The 16,628-nt window shown below is 58.4% G+C and carries 16 protein-coding genes; 10 read left to right on the top strand and 6 right to left on the bottom strand.

What is annotated here, in order from left to right; translation table 11 throughout:
- Nucleotides 1-31: 31 nt before the first annotated feature.
- From JT51_RS07495 to JT51_RS07470, 6 genes are all read left to right on the top strand, one after another.
- The gene (locus tag JT51_RS07495; protein WP_037310253.1) at nt 32-1,066 is read left to right on the top strand and encodes a TRAP transporter substrate-binding protein; all 1,035 of its coding nucleotides are present in this window, start codon (nt 32-34) and stop codon (nt 1,064-1,066) included.
- 146 nt (nt 1,067-1,212) lie between these two features.
- Nucleotides 1,213-2,898 (top strand): Na/Pi cotransporter family protein, encoded by a 1,686-nt coding sequence (locus JT51_RS07490; RefSeq protein WP_037310250.1) that lies wholly within the window; start codon nt 1,213-1,215, stop codon nt 2,896-2,898.
- Nucleotides 2,899-2,957: 59 nt separating this feature from the next.
- On the top strand, nt 2,958-4,319 hold the full coding sequence (locus JT51_RS07485; protein ID WP_037310247.1) for a glutamine synthetase family protein: 1,362 nt from the start codon (nt 2,958-2,960) through the stop codon (nt 4,317-4,319).
- 93 nt (nt 4,320-4,412) lie between these two features.
- Nucleotides 4,413-5,795, top strand: a complete 1,383-nt coding sequence (locus JT51_RS07480; protein ID WP_037310244.1) for an aldehyde dehydrogenase family protein — start codon at nt 4,413-4,415, stop codon at nt 5,793-5,795.
- Between the two features lie 68 nt (nt 5,796-5,863).
- Complete coding sequence (locus JT51_RS07475) at nt 5,864-7,009, top strand: iron-containing alcohol dehydrogenase (protein WP_037310241.1); 1,146 nt, start codon at nt 5,864-5,866, stop codon at nt 7,007-7,009.
- 60 nt (nt 7,010-7,069) lie between these two features.
- Complete coding sequence (locus JT51_RS07470; protein ID WP_037310238.1) at nt 7,070-7,840, top strand: alpha/beta hydrolase; 771 nt, start codon at nt 7,070-7,072, stop codon at nt 7,838-7,840.
- 18 nt (nt 7,841-7,858) lie between these two features.
- On the opposite strand, the gene JT51_RS07465 is transcribed toward JT51_RS07470, so the two are convergent.
- The gene (locus JT51_RS07465) at nt 7,859-8,140 is read right to left on the bottom strand and encodes a hypothetical protein (protein WP_037310235.1); all 282 of its coding nucleotides are present in this window, start codon (nt 8,138-8,140) and stop codon (nt 7,859-7,861) included.
- Between the two features lie 59 nt (nt 8,141-8,199).
- Here JT51_RS07465 and JT51_RS21970 point away from each other — a divergent pair, with 59 nt between their 5' ends.
- Nucleotides 8,200-8,376 carry a hypothetical protein gene (locus JT51_RS21970; protein ID WP_160175173.1) on the top strand — a complete coding sequence of 59 codons (177 nt, stop codon included), beginning with the start codon at nt 8,200-8,202 and terminating at the stop codon, nt 8,374-8,376.
- Nucleotides 8,377-8,396: 20 nt separating this feature from the next.
- Here JT51_RS21970 and JT51_RS07460 read toward each other — a convergent pair whose 3' ends face one another.
- The 3 genes from JT51_RS07460 to JT51_RS07450 form a co-directional block, all read right to left on the bottom strand.
- Nucleotides 8,397-9,005 (bottom strand): hypothetical protein, encoded by a 609-nt coding sequence (locus JT51_RS07460; RefSeq protein WP_037310232.1) that lies wholly within the window; start codon nt 9,003-9,005, stop codon nt 8,397-8,399.
- A 74-nt stretch (nt 9,006-9,079) separates the two neighbouring features.
- Nucleotides 9,080-11,038, bottom strand: coding sequence for a DNA topoisomerase IV subunit B (gene parE / locus JT51_RS07455; protein WP_037310229.1), 1,959 nt, complete (start codon nt 11,036-11,038; stop codon nt 9,080-9,082).
- A 140-nt stretch (nt 11,039-11,178) separates the two neighbouring features.
- On the bottom strand, nt 11,179-12,018 hold the full coding sequence (locus tag JT51_RS07450) for a class I SAM-dependent methyltransferase (RefSeq protein WP_037310226.1): 840 nt from the start codon (nt 12,016-12,018) through the stop codon (nt 11,179-11,181).
- 186 nt (nt 12,019-12,204) lie between these two features.
- Here JT51_RS07450 and JT51_RS07445 point away from each other — a divergent pair, with 186 nt between their 5' ends.
- Entirely contained in the window at nt 12,205-12,813 is a 609-nt protein-coding gene (locus JT51_RS07445) for a carboxymuconolactone decarboxylase family protein (RefSeq protein WP_037310223.1), read from the top strand.
- Between the two features lie 4 nt (nt 12,814-12,817).
- Here JT51_RS07445 and JT51_RS07440 read toward each other — a convergent pair whose 3' ends face one another.
- Nucleotides 12,818-13,693, bottom strand: a complete 876-nt coding sequence (locus JT51_RS07440) for an alpha/beta fold hydrolase (RefSeq protein ID WP_037310221.1) — start codon at nt 13,691-13,693, stop codon at nt 12,818-12,820.
- 135 nt (nt 13,694-13,828) lie between these two features.
- Between JT51_RS07440 and ppk2 the strand changes: the two genes are divergently transcribed.
- Together ppk2 and JT51_RS07430 are read left to right on the top strand one after the other, a co-directional pair.
- Complete coding sequence (gene ppk2 / locus JT51_RS07435; protein ID WP_037310218.1) at nt 13,829-14,752, top strand: polyphosphate kinase 2; 924 nt, start codon at nt 13,829-13,831, stop codon at nt 14,750-14,752.
- Nucleotides 14,753-14,860: 108 nt separating this feature from the next.
- Nucleotides 14,861-16,213 (top strand): MATE family efflux transporter, encoded by a 1,353-nt coding sequence (locus JT51_RS07430; protein WP_235216136.1) that lies wholly within the window; start codon nt 14,861-14,863, stop codon nt 16,211-16,213.
- 10 nt (nt 16,214-16,223) lie between these two features.
- Here the strand turns inward: JT51_RS07430 and JT51_RS07425 are convergent, their stop codons facing one another.
- A complete protein-coding gene (locus JT51_RS07425) occupies nt 16,224-16,625 on the bottom strand; it encodes a hypothetical protein (protein WP_037310212.1) in 402 nt (133 codons plus the stop codon).
- Nucleotides 16,626-16,628 lie beyond the last annotated feature (3 nt).

Genomic DNA, 16,628 nt, shown 5'->3' with positions numbered 1-16,628 from the left:
CACGTAAAACTTCAACAGAGAGGAAATTGACATGACGACAAGACGTAAGTTTTTGAAGACAGCGGGTGTCGGCGTTGCCGCCGCGCCGCTGGCCACACCCGCATTGGCGCAAAACACGATCACCTGGCGGATGCAGACCTATGCAGGCTCGGCGCTGGCGGCGCATGTCATCGACCCGGCGATCGAGATGTTCAACAAGATCGCGGGCGACCGGATGCAGATTGAGCTGTTCTATGCCGACCAGCTGGTCCCGACCGGAGAGCTGTTTCGCGCTGTGCAAAAAGGTACGATCGACGCGGTGCAATCGGATGACGACTCGATGGCGTCACCGACTGAGGTCACCGTGTTCGGCGGGTATTTCCCCTTTGCCTCGCGCTATTCGCTGGATGTGCCGGTGCTGTTCAACCAATGGGGTCTGAACGAAATCTGGGACGAGGAATATTCCAAGGTCGGTGTAAAACATATCAGCGCCGGTGCGTGGGATCCGTGCCATTTCGCCACCAAAGACCCGATCAACTCGTTAGAGGACATGAAGGGCAAGCGCATCTTTACCTTCCCGACCGCCGGGCGGTTCCTCAGCCAGTTTGGCGTGGTGCCGGTGACCCTGCCGTGGGAAGATATCGAGGTTGCCGTGCAAACCGGCGAGCTGGACGGTATCGCCTGGTCGGGCATCACCGAAGACTACACTGTGGGCTGGGCCGATGTGACCAACTATTTCCTGACCAACAACGTGTCAGGTGCCTGGGCCGGTCACTTCTTTGCCAATATGGACCGTTGGAACGAATTGCCGGAAGACCTGCAAACCCTGTTCCGTGCTTGCTGTGATCAATCGCATTACTACCGCCAGTGGTGGTATTGGGGAGGTGAGGCCAACCTGCGTGTCAACGGCACCAAGATGCAGTTGACCACGATTCCGGATGAAGAATGGGCGCAGGTCGAAAACGCTGCGGTCAAATTCTGGGATGAAATCGCCGCTGAATCCGAGACCAAGGCCAAGGTGGTCGACATCTTCAAACGCTATAACGCCGAGATGCAAAAGGCCGGACGGCCCTATCGCTACGGTTAAATCAACCACCCCCGACGCGAGGGGCATCCCTTGCGTCGGGATTGGACAATAAGAACAGACACCTTGTATGCTGAAATCATATCTCAAAACACAAAATAAGAACCAGGGATGCATGGGCGCCCACTGGGTCGAACAGGTATGAGCATATGGCTATTGCAAGCTTTCTGATTGAAATTTTCGCCGCAACGATGTTGCTGCTGTTTGCCGTGCGCCTGGTGCGTACCGGGATCGAACGGCGGTTCGGTGCGTTGTTCCAATCGCTGCTGACCCGGCACACCAATACATTTGTGGCAGGCGGTGCGGGGATGGTTTTGGCCACGATCCTGCAAAGCTCGGCCGCTGTGGCGGTTCTGCTGACAGGGTTTGCCGCTGCGGGCATGGTAAGTTTCGGTATCGCGTTGGCGGGTGTGCTGGGTGCCGATCTGGGCTCGGCTTTGGTCATTCAGGTTCTGTCTTATGATCTGGGCTGGCTGCAACCGGCGTTGCTGGCGTTGGGCGGCTGGCTGTACCTGAAATCCGAGCGCGCGAATGTACGGCTGATGGGCCGGATCATTCTGGGCATTGCGTTCATCCTCGTCTCTCTTCAATTTCTGCGCGAGGCGGTTGATCCAATCCGCGAAAGCGCCTTTTTGCCCGCAATTGCTGGGTATCTGGAGAATGATTATTTCACCGCGTTTATCGTCGGGGCGGTGCTGGCCTTTGTGATGCACAGCTCGGTCGCGACGATACTGATGTGTGTGACGCTGGTGCAGATCGGCGCGATCCCGTTCGGGGCCGGGTTGTCGCTGGTGCTTGGGGCCAATCTGGGCTCGGCTTTTATTCCGATCTGGCTGACGCGGGACATGGCGATCACGGCCCGGCGGGTTCCCGTGGCCAATCTTTTGTTGCGTGGCAGTGCAGCCCTTATGGCACTGATCGTGTTGAACCTGAGCGGCATGGACCAGGCGTTGATGGTGGCCAGCGCGGGGCAGTCCCTAATTCTGGCGCATATCGGTTTCAATATGGCGGTCTTTCTGCTGGCGACCGGGTTCGTTACCCGTTTGGAAATGCCGATGGCCGTGATGCTGCCAGAGTCCAAGGCCGAGAAGAGCCCGATGGATCAGTTTTCCGTCGCCCTCAGCCCGTTAGGGGACCCCAGCGCATCCGGGGCCAGCGTTGCGATGTCTTCGGTCCGCCATGAGCTGTTGCAGATGGTGACGCAGGTCGAACGGATGTTCCGGCCGGTGCTGGATATCTACGAACAAGATGACAGCGACGCGATTTCCGCGCTTTGGCAGCAGGACGAAAAGGTCAACGACCAACTGACGCAAATCCGCCGTTTCGTCGCGCGTATGCCCCGCCAGAACATGAGCAAGGCACAGGTCAAGGCCGCACGCGGGTTGGTGGAATATGCAATCCGCCTTGAAGCCGCGGGCGACGTGGTGTCGAACCGAATGACCCGCACGGCACAGATCAAGCATACGGAACGCACCGAGTTTTCGACCCAGGGTTGGAAAGAACTCTCGGACCTTCACGCGGCAATACTCGAGAGTTTTTCGCTGGCCCGGCATGTGCTGCTTGTGGACGATATGGATTGCGCGCGGCGGCTGGTGCTGGAAAAGGCCGAAATCAAGCGGATGTCGCGCAGCAGCCGCAAGGCCCATCTTAAACGTTTGGAACGGGGGCAGACCGAGAGCTTTCAGTCCAGCGATCTGCATTTGGAAACCTTGCGGTCGATGCGTGATCTGCACGGGCACGTGGCGGCGATTGCCTATCCGATCCTGTATCGCAGCGGGCAGGTTCTGGAAACGCGGCTGGTGATGGAAATGGAAAAAGACGCGACCGAAGATTGAGGGTCGAAAAGGGTGGTCGGGGTGTGAGCCTCGGTAAAAAAAAGTAAAGGATGAGGACGATGGGCAACGACGCGGTTCTGGCCGATCTGAAAGCCAAGTTTGAAGCGGGTGACGTGGATACAGTGCTGGTCTGCATGGTCGATATGCAGGGCCGATTGATGGGCAAACGGTTCCATGCTGGTCATTTCGTGGCAAGCGCATGGGAAGAGACGCATTGCTGCAACTACCTGCTGGCCACCGATCTTGAAATGGGGACGCCGGATGGCTACGCCTCGACCAGTTGGGAAAGGGGCTATGGCGATTATGTCATGAAGCCTGACCTGGACACTCTGCGACCGGTGCCCTGGTTGGACGGTACTATGATGGTGATGTGCGATGTGCTGGATCACCACACCCACGAAGAGGTGCCGCATGCGCCGCGTTCGATCCTGAAAAAGCAGGTCAACCGTCTGAAAGCCATGGGCTATGATGCGATGTGCGCGACCGAGCTGGAGTTCTTTCTGTTCGAAAAAAGCTTTGACCAGATTCGCAAGGAAGGTTTCCGCGAACTTGAGCCGATCTCGGGTTATAACGAGGATTATCACATCCTTCAGACCACCAAGGAAGAGCATGTGATGCGCCCGATCCGCAACCATCTGTGGAATGCGGGTATTCCGGTTGAGAATTCGAAAGGTGAGGCCGAGACCGGGCAGGAAGAGTTGAACATCAAATACGCGCCTGCGATGGAGACGGCCGAATATCACTCGATCGCCAAGAACGCGGTGAAAGAGATAGCCTGGCAGCACGGCCATGCGGCGACCTTCCTGCCGAAGTGGCACCATGACAAGGTGGGCAGTTCGTCCCATGTGCATCAGTCGCTATGGGCGGAAGGGCGGCCAATCTTTTTCGACGAAAAAGATTCGCTTGGCATGTCGGCGGTGATGAAAAACTATATGGCCGGTTTGCTGAAATACGCCGCCGATTACACCTATTTCATGGCGCCTTACATCAACAGCTATAAGCGCTTTATGAAGGGCACCTTTGCGCCGACGCGGATCATCTGGTCGGTGGATAATCGCACCGCAGGGTTTCGTCTGTGCGGCGATGGCACCAAGGCGGTGCGGGTTGAATGCCGGATTCCGGGGTCGGATGTGAACCCCTATCTGGCGATGGCGGGAATGCTGGCTGCGGGGATCGCGGGCATTGAAGAGGGGCTGGAATTGCAACCGCCCACCACGGGGGATGTTTATCAGGGTGATACTGGGATGATACCCGGCAACCTGCGAACAGCCCGGGACGCTTTGCATGGATCGACGATGTTGCGTGCGGCGATGGGGGACGAGGTGGTTGATCACTATGCCCGCGCGGCAGAGGTTGAGATCGAGGAATTCGAGCGTGTTGTTACCGATTGGGAAATTGCCCGGGGGTTCGAGCGGGCATAAAGGGTGGGAGCGAGGGGCCAGCCCCTCGCGCTCCCCGGGATATTTTTGGCCAGATGAAGCAGAGGACCTGCTTCTTTCGGAAATGGAGTGGACATGGGGCAGATGTTGAAATGCATCTCACCGATTGATGGGTCGGTGTTTGCCGAGCGCGAGGTGCTGTCGCGGGACATGGCGTTTGAGGTTGCAGCGCGAGCGCGGGCGGCGCAGTCCGACTGGGCGGCGCGGCCGCTGCAGGACCGGATTGATCTTGTGATGGCGGGCGTGGCCGCTGTTGGCGCGATGAATGATGAAATCGTGCCGGAACTGGCGCATATGATGGGTCGGCCGGTGCGGTATGGCGGTGAATTTGGCGGCTTTCACGAGCGCGCCAGCCACATGGCCGAGATTGCTGAGGCGTCGCTGGCCGATATTGCGGTGGGCGAGGATGAGACCTTTAGACGGTACATCAAACGCAATCCGCATGGAGTGGTGTTTGTGGTGGCCCCCTGGAACTATCCCTATATGACGGCGATCAATACGGTGGCCCCGGCGTTGATTGCGGGCAACGTGGTGATGCTGAAGCACGCAACGCAGACGTTGCTGGTGGGTGAGCGGATGGCGCAGGCTTTTCACTCTGCGGGCGTGCCCGAGGACGTGTTCCAGAACGTGTTTCTAAGCCATGACGTGACCAATGACCTGATCGCGGGCAATGCGTTTGATTTCGTGAACTTCACCGGCTCGGTCGGGGGTGGGCAGGCGATGGAGCGCGCGGCGGCTGGCACCTTTACCGGAGTGGGCACCGAGCTGGGCGGCAAGGACCCGGGCTATGTCATGGAGGATGCCGATCTGGATGCGGCGGTCGATACGCTGATTGATGGGGCGATGTTTAACGCGGGCCAGTGCTGTTGCGGGATCGAGCGGATCTATGTGCACGAGAGCCTTTATAATGATTTCGTCACAAAGGCGGTTGAGATCGTGAAGGGGTACAAGCTGGGCAATCCGCTGGAGGCGGAGACCACCCTGGGCCCGATGGCGAACGTGCGCTTTGCCGATGAGGTGCGCGCGCAGATTGCCGAGGCGGTGGCAGCCGGGGCCGTGGCCCATATCGACCCGTTCCCCGAAGACGATGGTGGCGCTTATCTGACCCCGCAGATTCTGACCGATGTCACCCATGACATGCGGGTGATGCGGGATGAAAGCTTTGGCCCCGTGGTGGGCATCATGAAGGTCTCTTCGGACGAAGAAGCCATCGCGTTAATGAATGACAGTGAGTTCGGCCTGACGGCCAGCCTTTGGACCCGCGATGTGGATCGTGCGGCGCGGGTGGGTGATGCCATCGAGACCGGCACCGTGTTTATGAACCGGGCCGATTATCTGGACCCCGGACTGTGCTGGACCGGGTGCAAGAACACCGGGCGCGGTGGCGGTCTGTCTGTCATTGGCTATCACAACCTAACACGTCCCAAATCCTATCACCTTAAGAAGGTCACGGCCTAAGGACGAACGGCCTGCTCTGGACTGACCCCCTCGCCAGAGCAGGCCCTGAAAGACAAAGGAATACTGACATGACACTCGTTGGAAACTGGTCCTATCCGACCGCTATCAAATTTGGTGCCGGGCGCATCCGGGAACTGCCCGAGGCCTGTGCGGCAGCCGGGATGCAGAAACCGTTGCTGGTGACCGACAAGGGGCTGGCCGATCTGCCGATCACCTTGGAGACACTGGATATCATGGAGGCCGCCGGGCTAGGACGTGGTCTGTTCAGCGACGTGGACCCGAACCCCAATGAACAGAACCTTGAAGCTGGTGTTGCCGCCTATCAAGCGGGGGATCATGACGGGGTGATCGCCTTTGGTGGCGGCTCGGGGTTGGATCTGGGCAAGATGGTGGCCTTTATGGCGGGTCAGACGCGCCCGGTTTGGGATTTCGAGGATATCGGCGATTGGTGGACCCGTGCGGACGCCGATGCCATCGCCCCGATCATCGCGGTGCCAACCACAGCCGGGACCGGGTCCGAGGTCGGTCGTGCCAGCGTCATCACCAACTCCGAGACCCATGCCAAGAAGATCATCTTTCACCCCAAGGTGCTACCGAGCGTGGTGATCTGCGATCCGGAGCTGACCGTGGGGATGCCCAAATTCATCACGGCGGGCACCGGTCTGGATGCCTTTGCGCATTGTGTCGAGGCGTTTTCGAGCCCGCACTATCACCCGATGAGCCAGGGTATGGCTCTCGAGGGTATGCGTTTGGTCAAAGAATACTTGCCGCGCGCCTATGCCGATGGCACCGACATCGAAGCCCGCGCCCAGATGATGAGTGCCGCTGCCATGGGGGCCACTGCCTTTCAGAAGGGTCTGGGCGCGATCCACGCCATGAGCCACCCTGTCGGAGCAGTGTTCAACACCCATCACGGCACCACCAATGCGGTTTGTATGCCTGCGGTTCTGGACTTCAACGAACCCGCTATCGCTGACCGGTTCCAGTCGGCGGCTGCCTATCTGGGCATTGACGGCGGCTTTGACGGTTTCCGCGCCTTTGTGCAGGACTTCAATGACTCCTTCAGTATTCCGCGCAAACTGTCCGATCTGGGCGTGACCGAGGCCGCGATCCCCGATCTGGTGCAGGGTGCGATCATTGATCCGTCCTGCGGCGGCAACCCGGTTGAGCTGACTACAGAGAACCTGACCGCACTGTTCAAAACCGCGCTATAAGGGTCTTGCTGCACCTCTCCCTTGCCTTTCATACTGACCCGGGGCGAGGGAGGGTTCTTCATGACCAAAGAGATTGTTCTGATCCACGGTGCATTCGCGGGGCCGTGGTGTATGGAAAGGTATGCCGGGTTTCTTCGTGATCGGGGTTGGACGGTGCACACCCCTGCGCTGCGGTATCATGGAAATGATCCCAAGGCCGATCCCGATCCCGGGCTGACCGACACCAGCGTTCTGGATTACACCAACGACATTGCCAACTTTGTGCAGGGCCTGGACAGCAAGCCGGTTGTTCTTGGCCACGCCATTGCCGGTGTAGTGGCGCAGCAGGTGGCAGCGCGCGGGCTGGCCAGTGCAATCGTTTTGATCAACCCGAACGCTGCGTGGGGCACGCTGCCCGAAACCGACGACGAACGCGCCATCCCGCGCGCGTTGATGGAGGGCGGGGCCTTCTGGAAACAGCCGATGCGGGTGGAATTCGACCTGATGGCCCCTTTTGCGCTAAACAAAATGCCCGAGGCGCAGCAGCATGAGGTCTTTGACCGGCTTGGCCCGGAAAGCGGGCGGGTGATGTTCGAGATGTTCTTTTGGATGTTCGACGACCACCACGCGATGAAGGTCGATATCGACAGGGTCGACTGCCCGGTTTTGATCGTGTCCGGGACTGAGGATCGGGCAGTGAACCCCAACACCTGCCGTGCGTTGGCTGACCTGTACGGCGACCGCGCGACTTTTCTGCCCGTAAAAGACCACGCGCATTTTCTGTTCATGGAACCCGGCTGGGAAACCCCCGCCGGGCAGATCGCGGGCTGGCTGGACGACAGGGTCGGCTAATGCGCCCAGCCATTGAGCCTAGCGGCTGATCTGAAAGCTGCTTTGTGGCTTCCAACTCATGGTGCCATCGTCGCCTTTGATGCAGCGCAGCAGGTGTTCCTCGCGCGTGCTGGCGGTGGAGGTCACGGTGTTGTCGCCGAAAATCACCACAAAAGCGTCCAGCGAATAGGCCATGCCTTGGTAATAGCAAAACCGCGTCTCGGCACCGTCCGGAATCGGCGATGCAGTGCTGAGCGTCTGCTGCGCCAGGCCTTGCGTGGCCAGCAGGCCAAAAGCCAGCCCGAGGGTTAGTGTTTTCATGTCGTCCTCCCGTTCAGAAATCGGTTGTTCAAATGGGTCTTGGACGCTCGGAGCCTCAAATGTCGTTCTTGGATGACGGATTGGGGGTAAGTGTGAACGGGATCAAGAGGTTAGGCAAGGGGCGTGTTTGGGATGCCGGGCTGAAGCCCGGCCTACGGATTGTTCATCGCGGGCTGTTCGGCATTCCGACAACATCAGACGCGGGCGTTGCCCCGACGCGTGAACGTCTATTTTGATTCCGTTCGGGGCGTCATGGCTAAGGCTTGCAGGACTGCACTATGGTTTCGAATGACCGTGCAAGCTTTTCAACGTCTTTGCCTTGCAATTGTACTTGCCAACCGGTGGGGCCGATGACCTCGGTGCTCGGGCAGTATCCGGTCGATCCAAGAGAATTGAACTTGGCGATATCATATCTGGTCGCGTAACTCTTGTTTGCCTCAATGACGGCAGTCCGGCCTTTCCCGTGCTTTGCACGCGCAGCTTCGAGGCGCTTCATTCCATCTGCGTTTACGTTTTCAAGCTGAGTTGCCCAGTCTCCGATTGGGGTCAATTCCACCCGAAACCGCCACGTGCCATCCACTAGCTTCGCAAAATCGTCCAGTAACTCTGCCTGGAAATGCCTCAGGTCGTAAAAGTAACTATGGGATTGAATTGCTGCGCCGCCCGAGCAGGCATCGCTGTCTTTGATGAAAAGCCGTATCTCGCATTGGCCAACAGATGCTTCGACGATGTCGTATCTTGATCCTGAATATACCTGTTCCAGCGCGGTTTCCAAATCGGCCTCAGTGTCTGACGGCAAGGCGATTGAGGGCGCGCAGAATACGGCAACAGCAGCCAATGAACCGAACAATTGGTGTTTACCCATGGTAATTCCTCCAAATACGTTTCAGTTCGAGGGCTTCCTGCCTTAGTCAGATAAGCAGGGGAAATGCAGGGTCCTCAAACATCCAACTCCTCCACAAACCGCGCGTTCTCTTGAATGTATTGGAACCGCAGTTCGGGCTTTTTCCCCATCAGGCGTTCGACCAGATCGCCGGTCTCGCCGGGTTCGTCCTCGTCGATGGTGACGCGGATCAGTTTCCGGGACGCGGGGTCCATCGTGGTCTCTTTCAGGTCCTTGGCGTCCATCTCACCCAGACCCTTGAAGCGCGAGACGTCGATCTTGCCCTTGCCGCCCAGACCTTTCTCCAGCCACTCGTCGCGCTCGGCCTCGTCCAGACAATAGACACGCTTGGGGCCTTGGGTCAGGCGGTAGAGAGGCGGGCAGGCCAGGTACAGGTGGCCCGCGTCGATCATCGGCCGCATTTGGGTAAAGAAGAACGTCATCAACAGCGCGGCGATATGGGCCCCGTCCACATCCGCGTCGGTCATGATGATGATCTTGTCATAACGCAGGTCGTCGACGTTGAACTTGGTGCCCAGGCCCACGCCCAGCGCTTGTGTCAGATCGTTGATCTCGGCGTTGGTGCCCAGTTTCGAACTGGCCGCGCCCAGCACGTTCAGGATCTTGCCGCGCAGGGGCAAAAGGGCCTGTGTTTTACGGTTACGACCCATTTTGGCCGAGCCGCCCGCTGAATCGCCCTCGACAATGAATAATTCCGTTCCGTCGCGTGTTGAACTACTACAGTCCACCAACTTGCCGGGGAGACGAAGTTTCTTAGTGGCGGACTTGCGTTGTGTTTCCTTCTCGGCCCGTCGGCGCAGACGTTCCTCAGATCGTAAGATCAGGAAGTCCAGAATAGCACCGGCGGATTTCGTGTCCGCGGCCAGCCAGTTATCGAAATGGTCGCGGACCGAATTCTCGACCAGGCGCTGGGCCTCGACCGTGGCAAGGCGGTCCTTTGTCTGACCCACAAATTCCGGTTCGCTGATAAAACACGACACCAGCGCGCAGCCGCCGGTGATCAGGTCGTCGCGGGTGATCTGCGCGGCCTTTTTGTTGTTGATCAACTCACCATAGGCTTTGATCCCCTTGAGGACGGCAGCCCAAAAGCCCGCAACATGGGTGCCGCCTTCGGGTGTGGGCACGGTGTTGCAGTAGGACTGGATGAACCCATCGCGTGAGGGCGTCCAGTTGATCGCCCATTCGACCTTGCCGGGGGCGTTGAACTTTTCCTGAAAATCCACGGTGCCGGCAAAAGGCTGGTCGGCATAGGTGGACGAGCCGTTCATCGTTTCCTTGAGGTAATCGGACAGGCCGCCGGGGAAATGGAACGTTGCCTCGGTGGGTGTTTCACCGTCATTGATGGCCGATTTCCAGCGGATTTCCACGCCCGAGAACAGGTACGCCTTGGAGCGGATGGATTTGAACAGCCGCGCCGGTTTGAATTTGTGGTGGCCGAAGATGTCCGCATCGGCGTGAAAGGTGACGGTGGTGCCGCGCCGGTTGGGTGCCGCGCCGATCTTTTCAACCGGACCTTGCGGTGTTCCGCGTGAAAAACGTTGTTCGAACAGCGTCTTGTCCCGCGCCACCTGCACGACCATGGAATCCGACAGCGCGTTGACCACGGAGGCACCCACGCCGTGCAGGCCGCCCGAAGTCTGATAAGCCTTGCCCGAGAATTTGCCGCCCGCGTGCAGGGTGCACAAGATGACCTCTAACGCGGATTTGTCGGGGAATTTCGGATGCGGGTCGACCGGGATGCCACGCCCGTTGTCGCGCACGGTCAGCGCGTAATCAGCGTGCAGTTCAACCTCGATCCGGTTGGCGTGGCCCGCGACCGCCTCATCCATCGAGTTGTCGAGGATTTCGGCGACCATATGGTGCAGCGCACGTTCATCCGTGCCGCCGATATACATACCGGGGCGTTTGCGAACGGGTTCCAGCCCTTCAAGCACCTCAATCGAGGAGGCGTCATAGGCAGTGGTGGCGCTGGGCGTCAACAGGTCGTCAGGCATGGGTGCTGCTCTTGTTTTTGGGTTTGACCCATTATGGCAGGTGATGTGGTCCGGGGAAAGAGGGGCGCGAGGTGTTGTAGACGTTTGGCTGCCATTGAGTGCGACAACGGTGCCGTTCCGTTGCCGCGCCCCAAGGGTGGTTAATGTGATTTTTCAGCAGTTAAGCAGACGCCACCGACCCGGCGTTGTTGAACGTCATCCACAAATTTCGCGTACATTTTTAGAAAGTCATCGCCTTTTGAGGGGTTGCCCGCGCGCTCGGCCTCGGCATCCAGGTCCTGATACATCCTGAGCCGCCGGGCGAGAATATCACCCCAGGCCTGCGTGACATCGTCGGCCGAGATAACCGTAAAACCGGCCTTTTCAAGCTGGGTTTGGTATTCCGGTATGCTCAGCATGGATTGGCAGGCAAAGCGTTGACGGTATTGTTCGAACTCGTCATCGGGCAGGGGGGTGTGCATGACCCAATCGGTAAAGGAAAAGCGGCCGCCGGGGCGTAGAACGCGGTACACCTCGCGCAGGGCCTTGGGTTTGTCGGGGATGTGCAGAAACGATTCCTGACTGACCGCCGCATCAAAGTTGTCTGCTTCGAAGGGGATATCCATTGCGCTTGCCAAAACCGGATGGACCTGATCCTGAAGCCCGACAAGGGTGTTCAGTTTCTTTGCCCCCTCGACGCGATTGGGGCTGATATCGACCCCGGTTACCTGCACGTCACGTTCGGCTGCAAACCATCGCGCAGGCCCACACAGCCCAGCGCAGACGTCGATCACGCTGTCGCCGGATTTCATCCCGGTATTTTCAGCCAGTCTGGCGTTCGCGTCCAACCCGTCGTAATGATCCTGATCATAAGGATAGAGGTCTTGCGGCTGAACATCCTCCAACTCGCGACCACTGGATTTCAGTTTCGTAAGAATGTGCGGTGCAGAAATCGGATGGTTGGAATACCATTCCGCGACAATTTTTTCCGCTTTATCCATAAGTTGAGTACCTCCCTTGAATTGCCCGAGCTTACCCAGATGGGGCAGGGTCGCAAAGACCTGAATGTTTTTTCTGACACTGATCTGGGTGGGTTTTTGGTGCCGGAGGGGCCAGTTTCACCTCGTAGGTTGGGGGGATCGAAACTAGGGTGGGGCGACTCATACTAATCAATCGACGGGGAAAAGATGAGCTGGATCAAAACCGTGCCGTTCGAACAAGCCACCGGGAAGCTGAAGAAGCTTTACGAACGGGTCACCGGCCCCGGCAATAACGTGGACAACATCATGATGGCGCATTCCCTGCGGCCACATTCGATGGAAGGCCATATGGTATTGTATAAGAACGTCCTGCATCATTCCGCCAATACGGTTCCAAAGTGGTTTCTTGAGGTGCTGGGGGTTTGGGTCAGCTCGCTGAATCGATGCGGATATTGCGTCGAACATCACTTTGGCGGGCTGCAACGGCTTTTGGCGGATCCAGATCGGGCCATTGCTATCCGCGCGGCGATTGAGGCGGGCAGGCCCGAAACGGCCCCGTTGGACGCCGCACAGATCGTGGCGATGGGCTATGCGCGCAAGTTGACGGAAACTCCGGCAGATATGATCCAGAAAGATATCGAAACCCTGCGTGAGGCCGGGTGGGATGACGGCGAGATTCTTGAGATCAATCAGGTCTGCGCGTATTTTTCCTATGCCAACCGGACGGTTCTTGGGTTGGGATGTTCGACAGACGGAGACATTCTGGGCCTGTCCCCGAACAACTCTGACGACCCCGCAGATTGGGGCCACCGTTAAAGGATCAGGTTGCCATCCAGTTCAGGATTTCCTGCGCAACGGTCTTTGGCCGCTGGTGATGCAGCCAGTGATCGGTGCTGGGAATTTCGACGCGCGTCAGATCGGGCGCGAATGCCTCTAACCCGTCGGTCGATTCCGGCAGCAGCGCCTTGTCCTCAGACCCCCAAAGCAACAGATGCGGGCAGTTGACCATCAGGCGATCGGGCGGAAATTCGGGCAGGTCGGTGCGGGGTTCGCCCGGCCTTGCCACAACCAGGGGCGAGGCGCGATACCAGTTCAACATCGCGTCCAGTCGTCCGGGCCGGGACCATTCGGTGCGATAATCCTGAATGGTGGCGTCGGACAGCCAGTCCGTGCCCATGCCGAAGCGGAAAAAATGTTCCAGTTTGGCGAAATTACTGGCCGAAAAATGCGCGGTCGCATCCGATGCGCGCAGGGCGTTGATGTATTGCGACGCTTCGGATTGCGCCCCTCCGGCTGCCATGGCGCGTTGAAACGGTACCGGGTGGACACCGTTTGCGATGATCAACCGGCTGACCAGATCGGGGCGGAACATGGCCAGCCCATAAGCGACCGAAGCCCCCCAATCGTGACCCAGAACACAGATTGGCGCATCAAACCGTTCAATCAGCGCAGCCATGTCAGACACCAGTTTTGACAGCGCATAGCTGCCGACCCCGTCGGGGGTCCAGCTTTGCCCATACCCGCGCTGGTCGGGTGCGATACAGTGGAAATGATCGGCCAGATACGGGGCAAGATCACCCCATGCGCCGCCATATTCGGGAAACCCGTGCAGCATAAGCAGGGGTGGCAAATCCGGGTGCCCCCAACTGCGCAAGAAAAAGGATTGACCGTTCAGGTCGACGAATTCTGTGTCCATATCTGGCCCGTGTTTCAGGTCTGTCAGCGATGGTGGGTGCGACGTTTAAGGCGGTGTCATATTGACCCCAATCAAAGCGCAAAATCAGACCTTCTGCTAGTCGTTCCTTTGGATAGTGAAACGAGGAGAATCCGAATGGACTCTGTGGCCCAAATCGAGCAAAAACAACCGCCTGTAAAAATTGTCCCAACGCCAGATCCCGGGCAGTCTCAACCCAGCCCCGAGAAGATCCGCCAAGCCTTTGAAAGCGGCAAATACCCCTATGGCCGTAAAATGGCGCGCGGCACTTATGAGGCGCAAAAGGCGCAGTTGCAGGCCGAGCTGCTGAAGGTTCAGCTTTGGGCGCAGGAAACAGGGCAGCGGTTTGTCCTGCTGTTCGAAGGCCGCGATGCCGCAGGCAAGGGCGGCACGATCAAGCGGTTCATGGAGCATCTGAACCCCCGGCAAGCGCGCGTCGTGGCCCTGAACAAACCGACGCTTGAGGAAAAAGGGCAGTGGTATTACCAGCGCTACATTCAGGAGCTGCCGACACTGGGTGAAATGGTGTTCTATGACCGATCGTGGTACAACCGCGCCGGGGTTGAGCGGGTGATGGGGTTCTGTTCCCCGAACGAATATCTGGAATTCATGCGACAAACGCCCGAGCTGGAACGGATGTTGGTTCGCTCGGGTATCAAACTGTACAAATACTGGTTCTCGGTCACGCAACCTGAACAGCAGTGCCGTTTCAAAAGCCGGGAAACCGATCCCCTGAAGCAATGGAAGCTGTCGCCCATCGACAAGGCAAGCCTTGATAAATGGGATGACTACACCGAGGCGAAAGAGGCGATGTTCTTCTACACCGACACTGCCGATGCGCCGTGGACCATCGTCAAATCGAACGACAAGAAACGCGCGCGCCTGAACTGTATGCGCCATTTCCTGTCAACACTGGATTATCCGGATAAAAATCACGACGTTGTCGGCCAGCCTGATCCTTTGATCGTCGGGCAGGCGGATCATGTCATTCAGCAGTCTGAACATATTTTGGGCAAAACGCTGCATCCCGACGCGCGGTAATTGGGGCAGCCTTCGGGTTACCTAAAGTTAGCCTCACTTTGAAACTCCATCGTTCTGCTCTTGTCGTGGCCTTCGGCTGGGCATAAGGCTGATACGATGAAGAAAGTGATGACATATCGCGCCCACTTCCGGGCCATTACTGTGCTGGGTCTGCCGTTGATCGGCGGGCATCTGGCGCAATTCGCTATTGGTCTGACCGATACCGTCATGTTGGGGTGGTATGGGGTCGAGGCGCTGGCCGCAGTGACGCTGGCCAGCAGCTATTTCTTTGTGCTGTTTCTGTTCGGCAGTGGGTTCGGGCTGGCCGTCATGCCGATGGTGGCAATGGCCGCCGCCGAAGAGGATGAAACCAACATTCGCCGTTCGACCCGAATGGGATTGTGGTTGTCGCTGATTTACGGCGCGTTGATGATGCCGCTGCTTTGGTGGTCTCACCCGATCCTGATCGCCCTAAAGCAAGAGCCGGAAGTCGCTGCAATGGCTTCGGAATATCTGCGCATCGCCGGGTGGGGCTTGTTCCCCGCCTTGCTGATGATGGTCCTTAAATCCTATCTGGCGGCGCTTGAGCGGACGCAGATTGTTCTGTGGATCGCAGTCGCCGCCGCCTTGGTGAACGGAGTGACCAACTATGCGCTGATCTTCGGAAACTGGGGCGCGCCCGAGCTGGGCGTGACCGGTGCGGCCATCGCCTCGGTCGTGACGCAGATCGTGTCGTTGCTGTGTGTTATTGCCTACACGGTGCGCATCATGCCGGAACACAGCCTGTTCCAACGTTTCTGGCGCCCGGATTGGGATATGTTTCAGCGTGTTCTGCGGCTGGGGGTTCCGATTGGTTTCACCACCCTGGCCGAGGCTTCTTTGTTTGCAATGTCGGCCATCATGATGGGATGGCTGGGCAAGGTGCCGCTGGCGGCGCATGGGATCGCGCTGAACCTGGCATCCGCCACTTTCATGGTGCATCTGGGGCTTTCGAATGTGGCTACCATTCGCGCGGGTAATGCATTGGGCCGCCGGGACCGGGGGCATCTTGAACGCGGCGCGATTGCCGTGACCGGTATGTCTCTGATCATGTCGGCGCTGGCGATTGCCCTGTTCCTGATCTACGCCGAGCCGCTGATTTCACTGTTCATCGAAAACAACGACCCTCTGCGCCCGCAGATTCTGGCAATTGGCACCGGGTTGCTGGCGATGGCGGCGCTGTTTCAGCTGGTGGACGGGGCGCAGATCATCGCGCTGGGCCTGCTGCGTGGGTTGCAGGACGCAAAGGTGCCGATGGTCATAGCGGTGATCAGCTATTGGTTGGTGGGCATCAGCACGTCGTATTACTTTGGGTTTGTTCAGGGTATGGGCGGCGTTGGTGTGTGGCTGGGTCTTGTGGTTGGGCTTGCCTGTGCAGCGGCCCTGCTGATGGTGCGATTCTGGACGCGTTCGGTTCGTGCGGTCGGTGTCCCGGCGGAATAGCTGCGCGAGGTCAGTCCTTGCTCATGCGGCCAGCTTTTTTGCGCACCAATACGGTGCGCAAATCATGCATCGCCATCAACAACCGGTCGGTTACATCCTCAAGCTGGTCGTCCGTTGCCTTGGATTGTGCCCATTGCGTGGTCAGGTTCAAGTAGTCCACCGCGCGATGAATGTCGTCGATATCCCGCTGCGCCAACAGGGACTTGCGTTGTTCCATCCAGTGCGCGATTTCCGCCTGATCCGCCTCGGATAACACCCGCTGACCTTGTGGTTTTACCTCGCCGTTGCGGATGTTTATGACCGCGATCTGATCCATCTCGATCCGACGCAGGCGGTTTTCGGTGTCAATCTTGAAAACCGCCGCCCCGTTCTCGCGCACACGGAAGTAATACTCGGGCAACTCTGCGGTCATGGG

Origin of the sequence: Ruegeria halocynthiae, assembly GCF_000743705.1 — a bacterium.
Classification (GTDB): Bacteria; Pseudomonadota; Alphaproteobacteria; order Rhodobacterales; family Rhodobacteraceae; genus Ruegeria; species Ruegeria halocynthiae_B.
Note: the sequence above shows the minus strand (reverse complement) of the source record. Positions and strands in the feature narration are given on the sequence as shown.

Excerpts from the sequence above, each read along its gene's own strand:
- JT51_RS07495 (WP_037310253.1), top strand. The coding sequence starts at position 32 with ATGACGACAAGACGTAAGTTTTTGAAGACAGCGGGTGTCGGCGTTGCC.
- JT51_RS07465 (WP_037310235.1), bottom strand. The coding sequence starts at position 8,140 with ATGAAAACACTAACCCTCGGGCTGGCTTTTGGCCTGCTGGCCACGCAA.
- parE (WP_037310229.1), bottom strand. The coding sequence starts at position 11,038 with ATGCCTGACGACCTGTTGACGCCCAGCGCCACCACTGCCTATGACGCC.
- JT51_RS07450 (WP_037310226.1), bottom strand. The coding sequence starts at position 12,018 with ATGGATAAAGCGGAAAAAATTGTCGCGGAATGGTATTCCAACCATCCG.
- JT51_RS07490 (WP_037310250.1), top strand. The coding sequence starts at position 1,213 with ATGGCTATTGCAAGCTTTCTGATTGAAATTTTCGCCGCAACGATGTTG.
- JT51_RS07440 (WP_037310221.1), bottom strand. The coding sequence starts at position 13,693 with ATGGACACAGAATTCGTCGACCTGAACGGTCAATCCTTTTTCTTGCGC.
- JT51_RS07475 (WP_037310241.1), top strand. The coding sequence starts at position 5,864 with ATGACACTCGTTGGAAACTGGTCCTATCCGACCGCTATCAAATTTGGT.
- JT51_RS07425 (WP_037310212.1), bottom strand. The coding sequence starts at position 16,625 with ATGACCGCAGAGTTGCCCGAGTATTACTTCCGTGTGCGCGAGAACGGG.
- JT51_RS07470 (WP_037310238.1), top strand. The coding sequence starts at position 7,070 with ATGACCAAAGAGATTGTTCTGATCCACGGTGCATTCGCGGGGCCGTGG.
- JT51_RS07460 (WP_037310232.1), bottom strand. The coding sequence starts at position 9,005 with ATGGGTAAACACCAATTGTTCGGTTCATTGGCTGCTGTTGCCGTATTC.
- JT51_RS07485 (WP_037310247.1), top strand. The coding sequence starts at position 2,958 with ATGGGCAACGACGCGGTTCTGGCCGATCTGAAAGCCAAGTTTGAAGCG.
- JT51_RS07430 (WP_235216136.1), top strand. The coding sequence starts at position 14,861 with ATGACATATCGCGCCCACTTCCGGGCCATTACTGTGCTGGGTCTGCCG.
- JT51_RS07445 (WP_037310223.1), top strand. The coding sequence starts at position 12,205 with ATGAGCTGGATCAAAACCGTGCCGTTCGAACAAGCCACCGGGAAGCTG.
- JT51_RS07480 (WP_037310244.1), top strand. The coding sequence starts at position 4,413 with ATGGGGCAGATGTTGAAATGCATCTCACCGATTGATGGGTCGGTGTTT.
- ppk2 (WP_037310218.1), top strand. The coding sequence starts at position 13,829 with ATGGACTCTGTGGCCCAAATCGAGCAAAAACAACCGCCTGTAAAAATT.
- JT51_RS21970 (WP_160175173.1), top strand. The coding sequence starts at position 8,200 with ATGTCGTTCTTGGATGACGGATTGGGGGTAAGTGTGAACGGGATCAAG.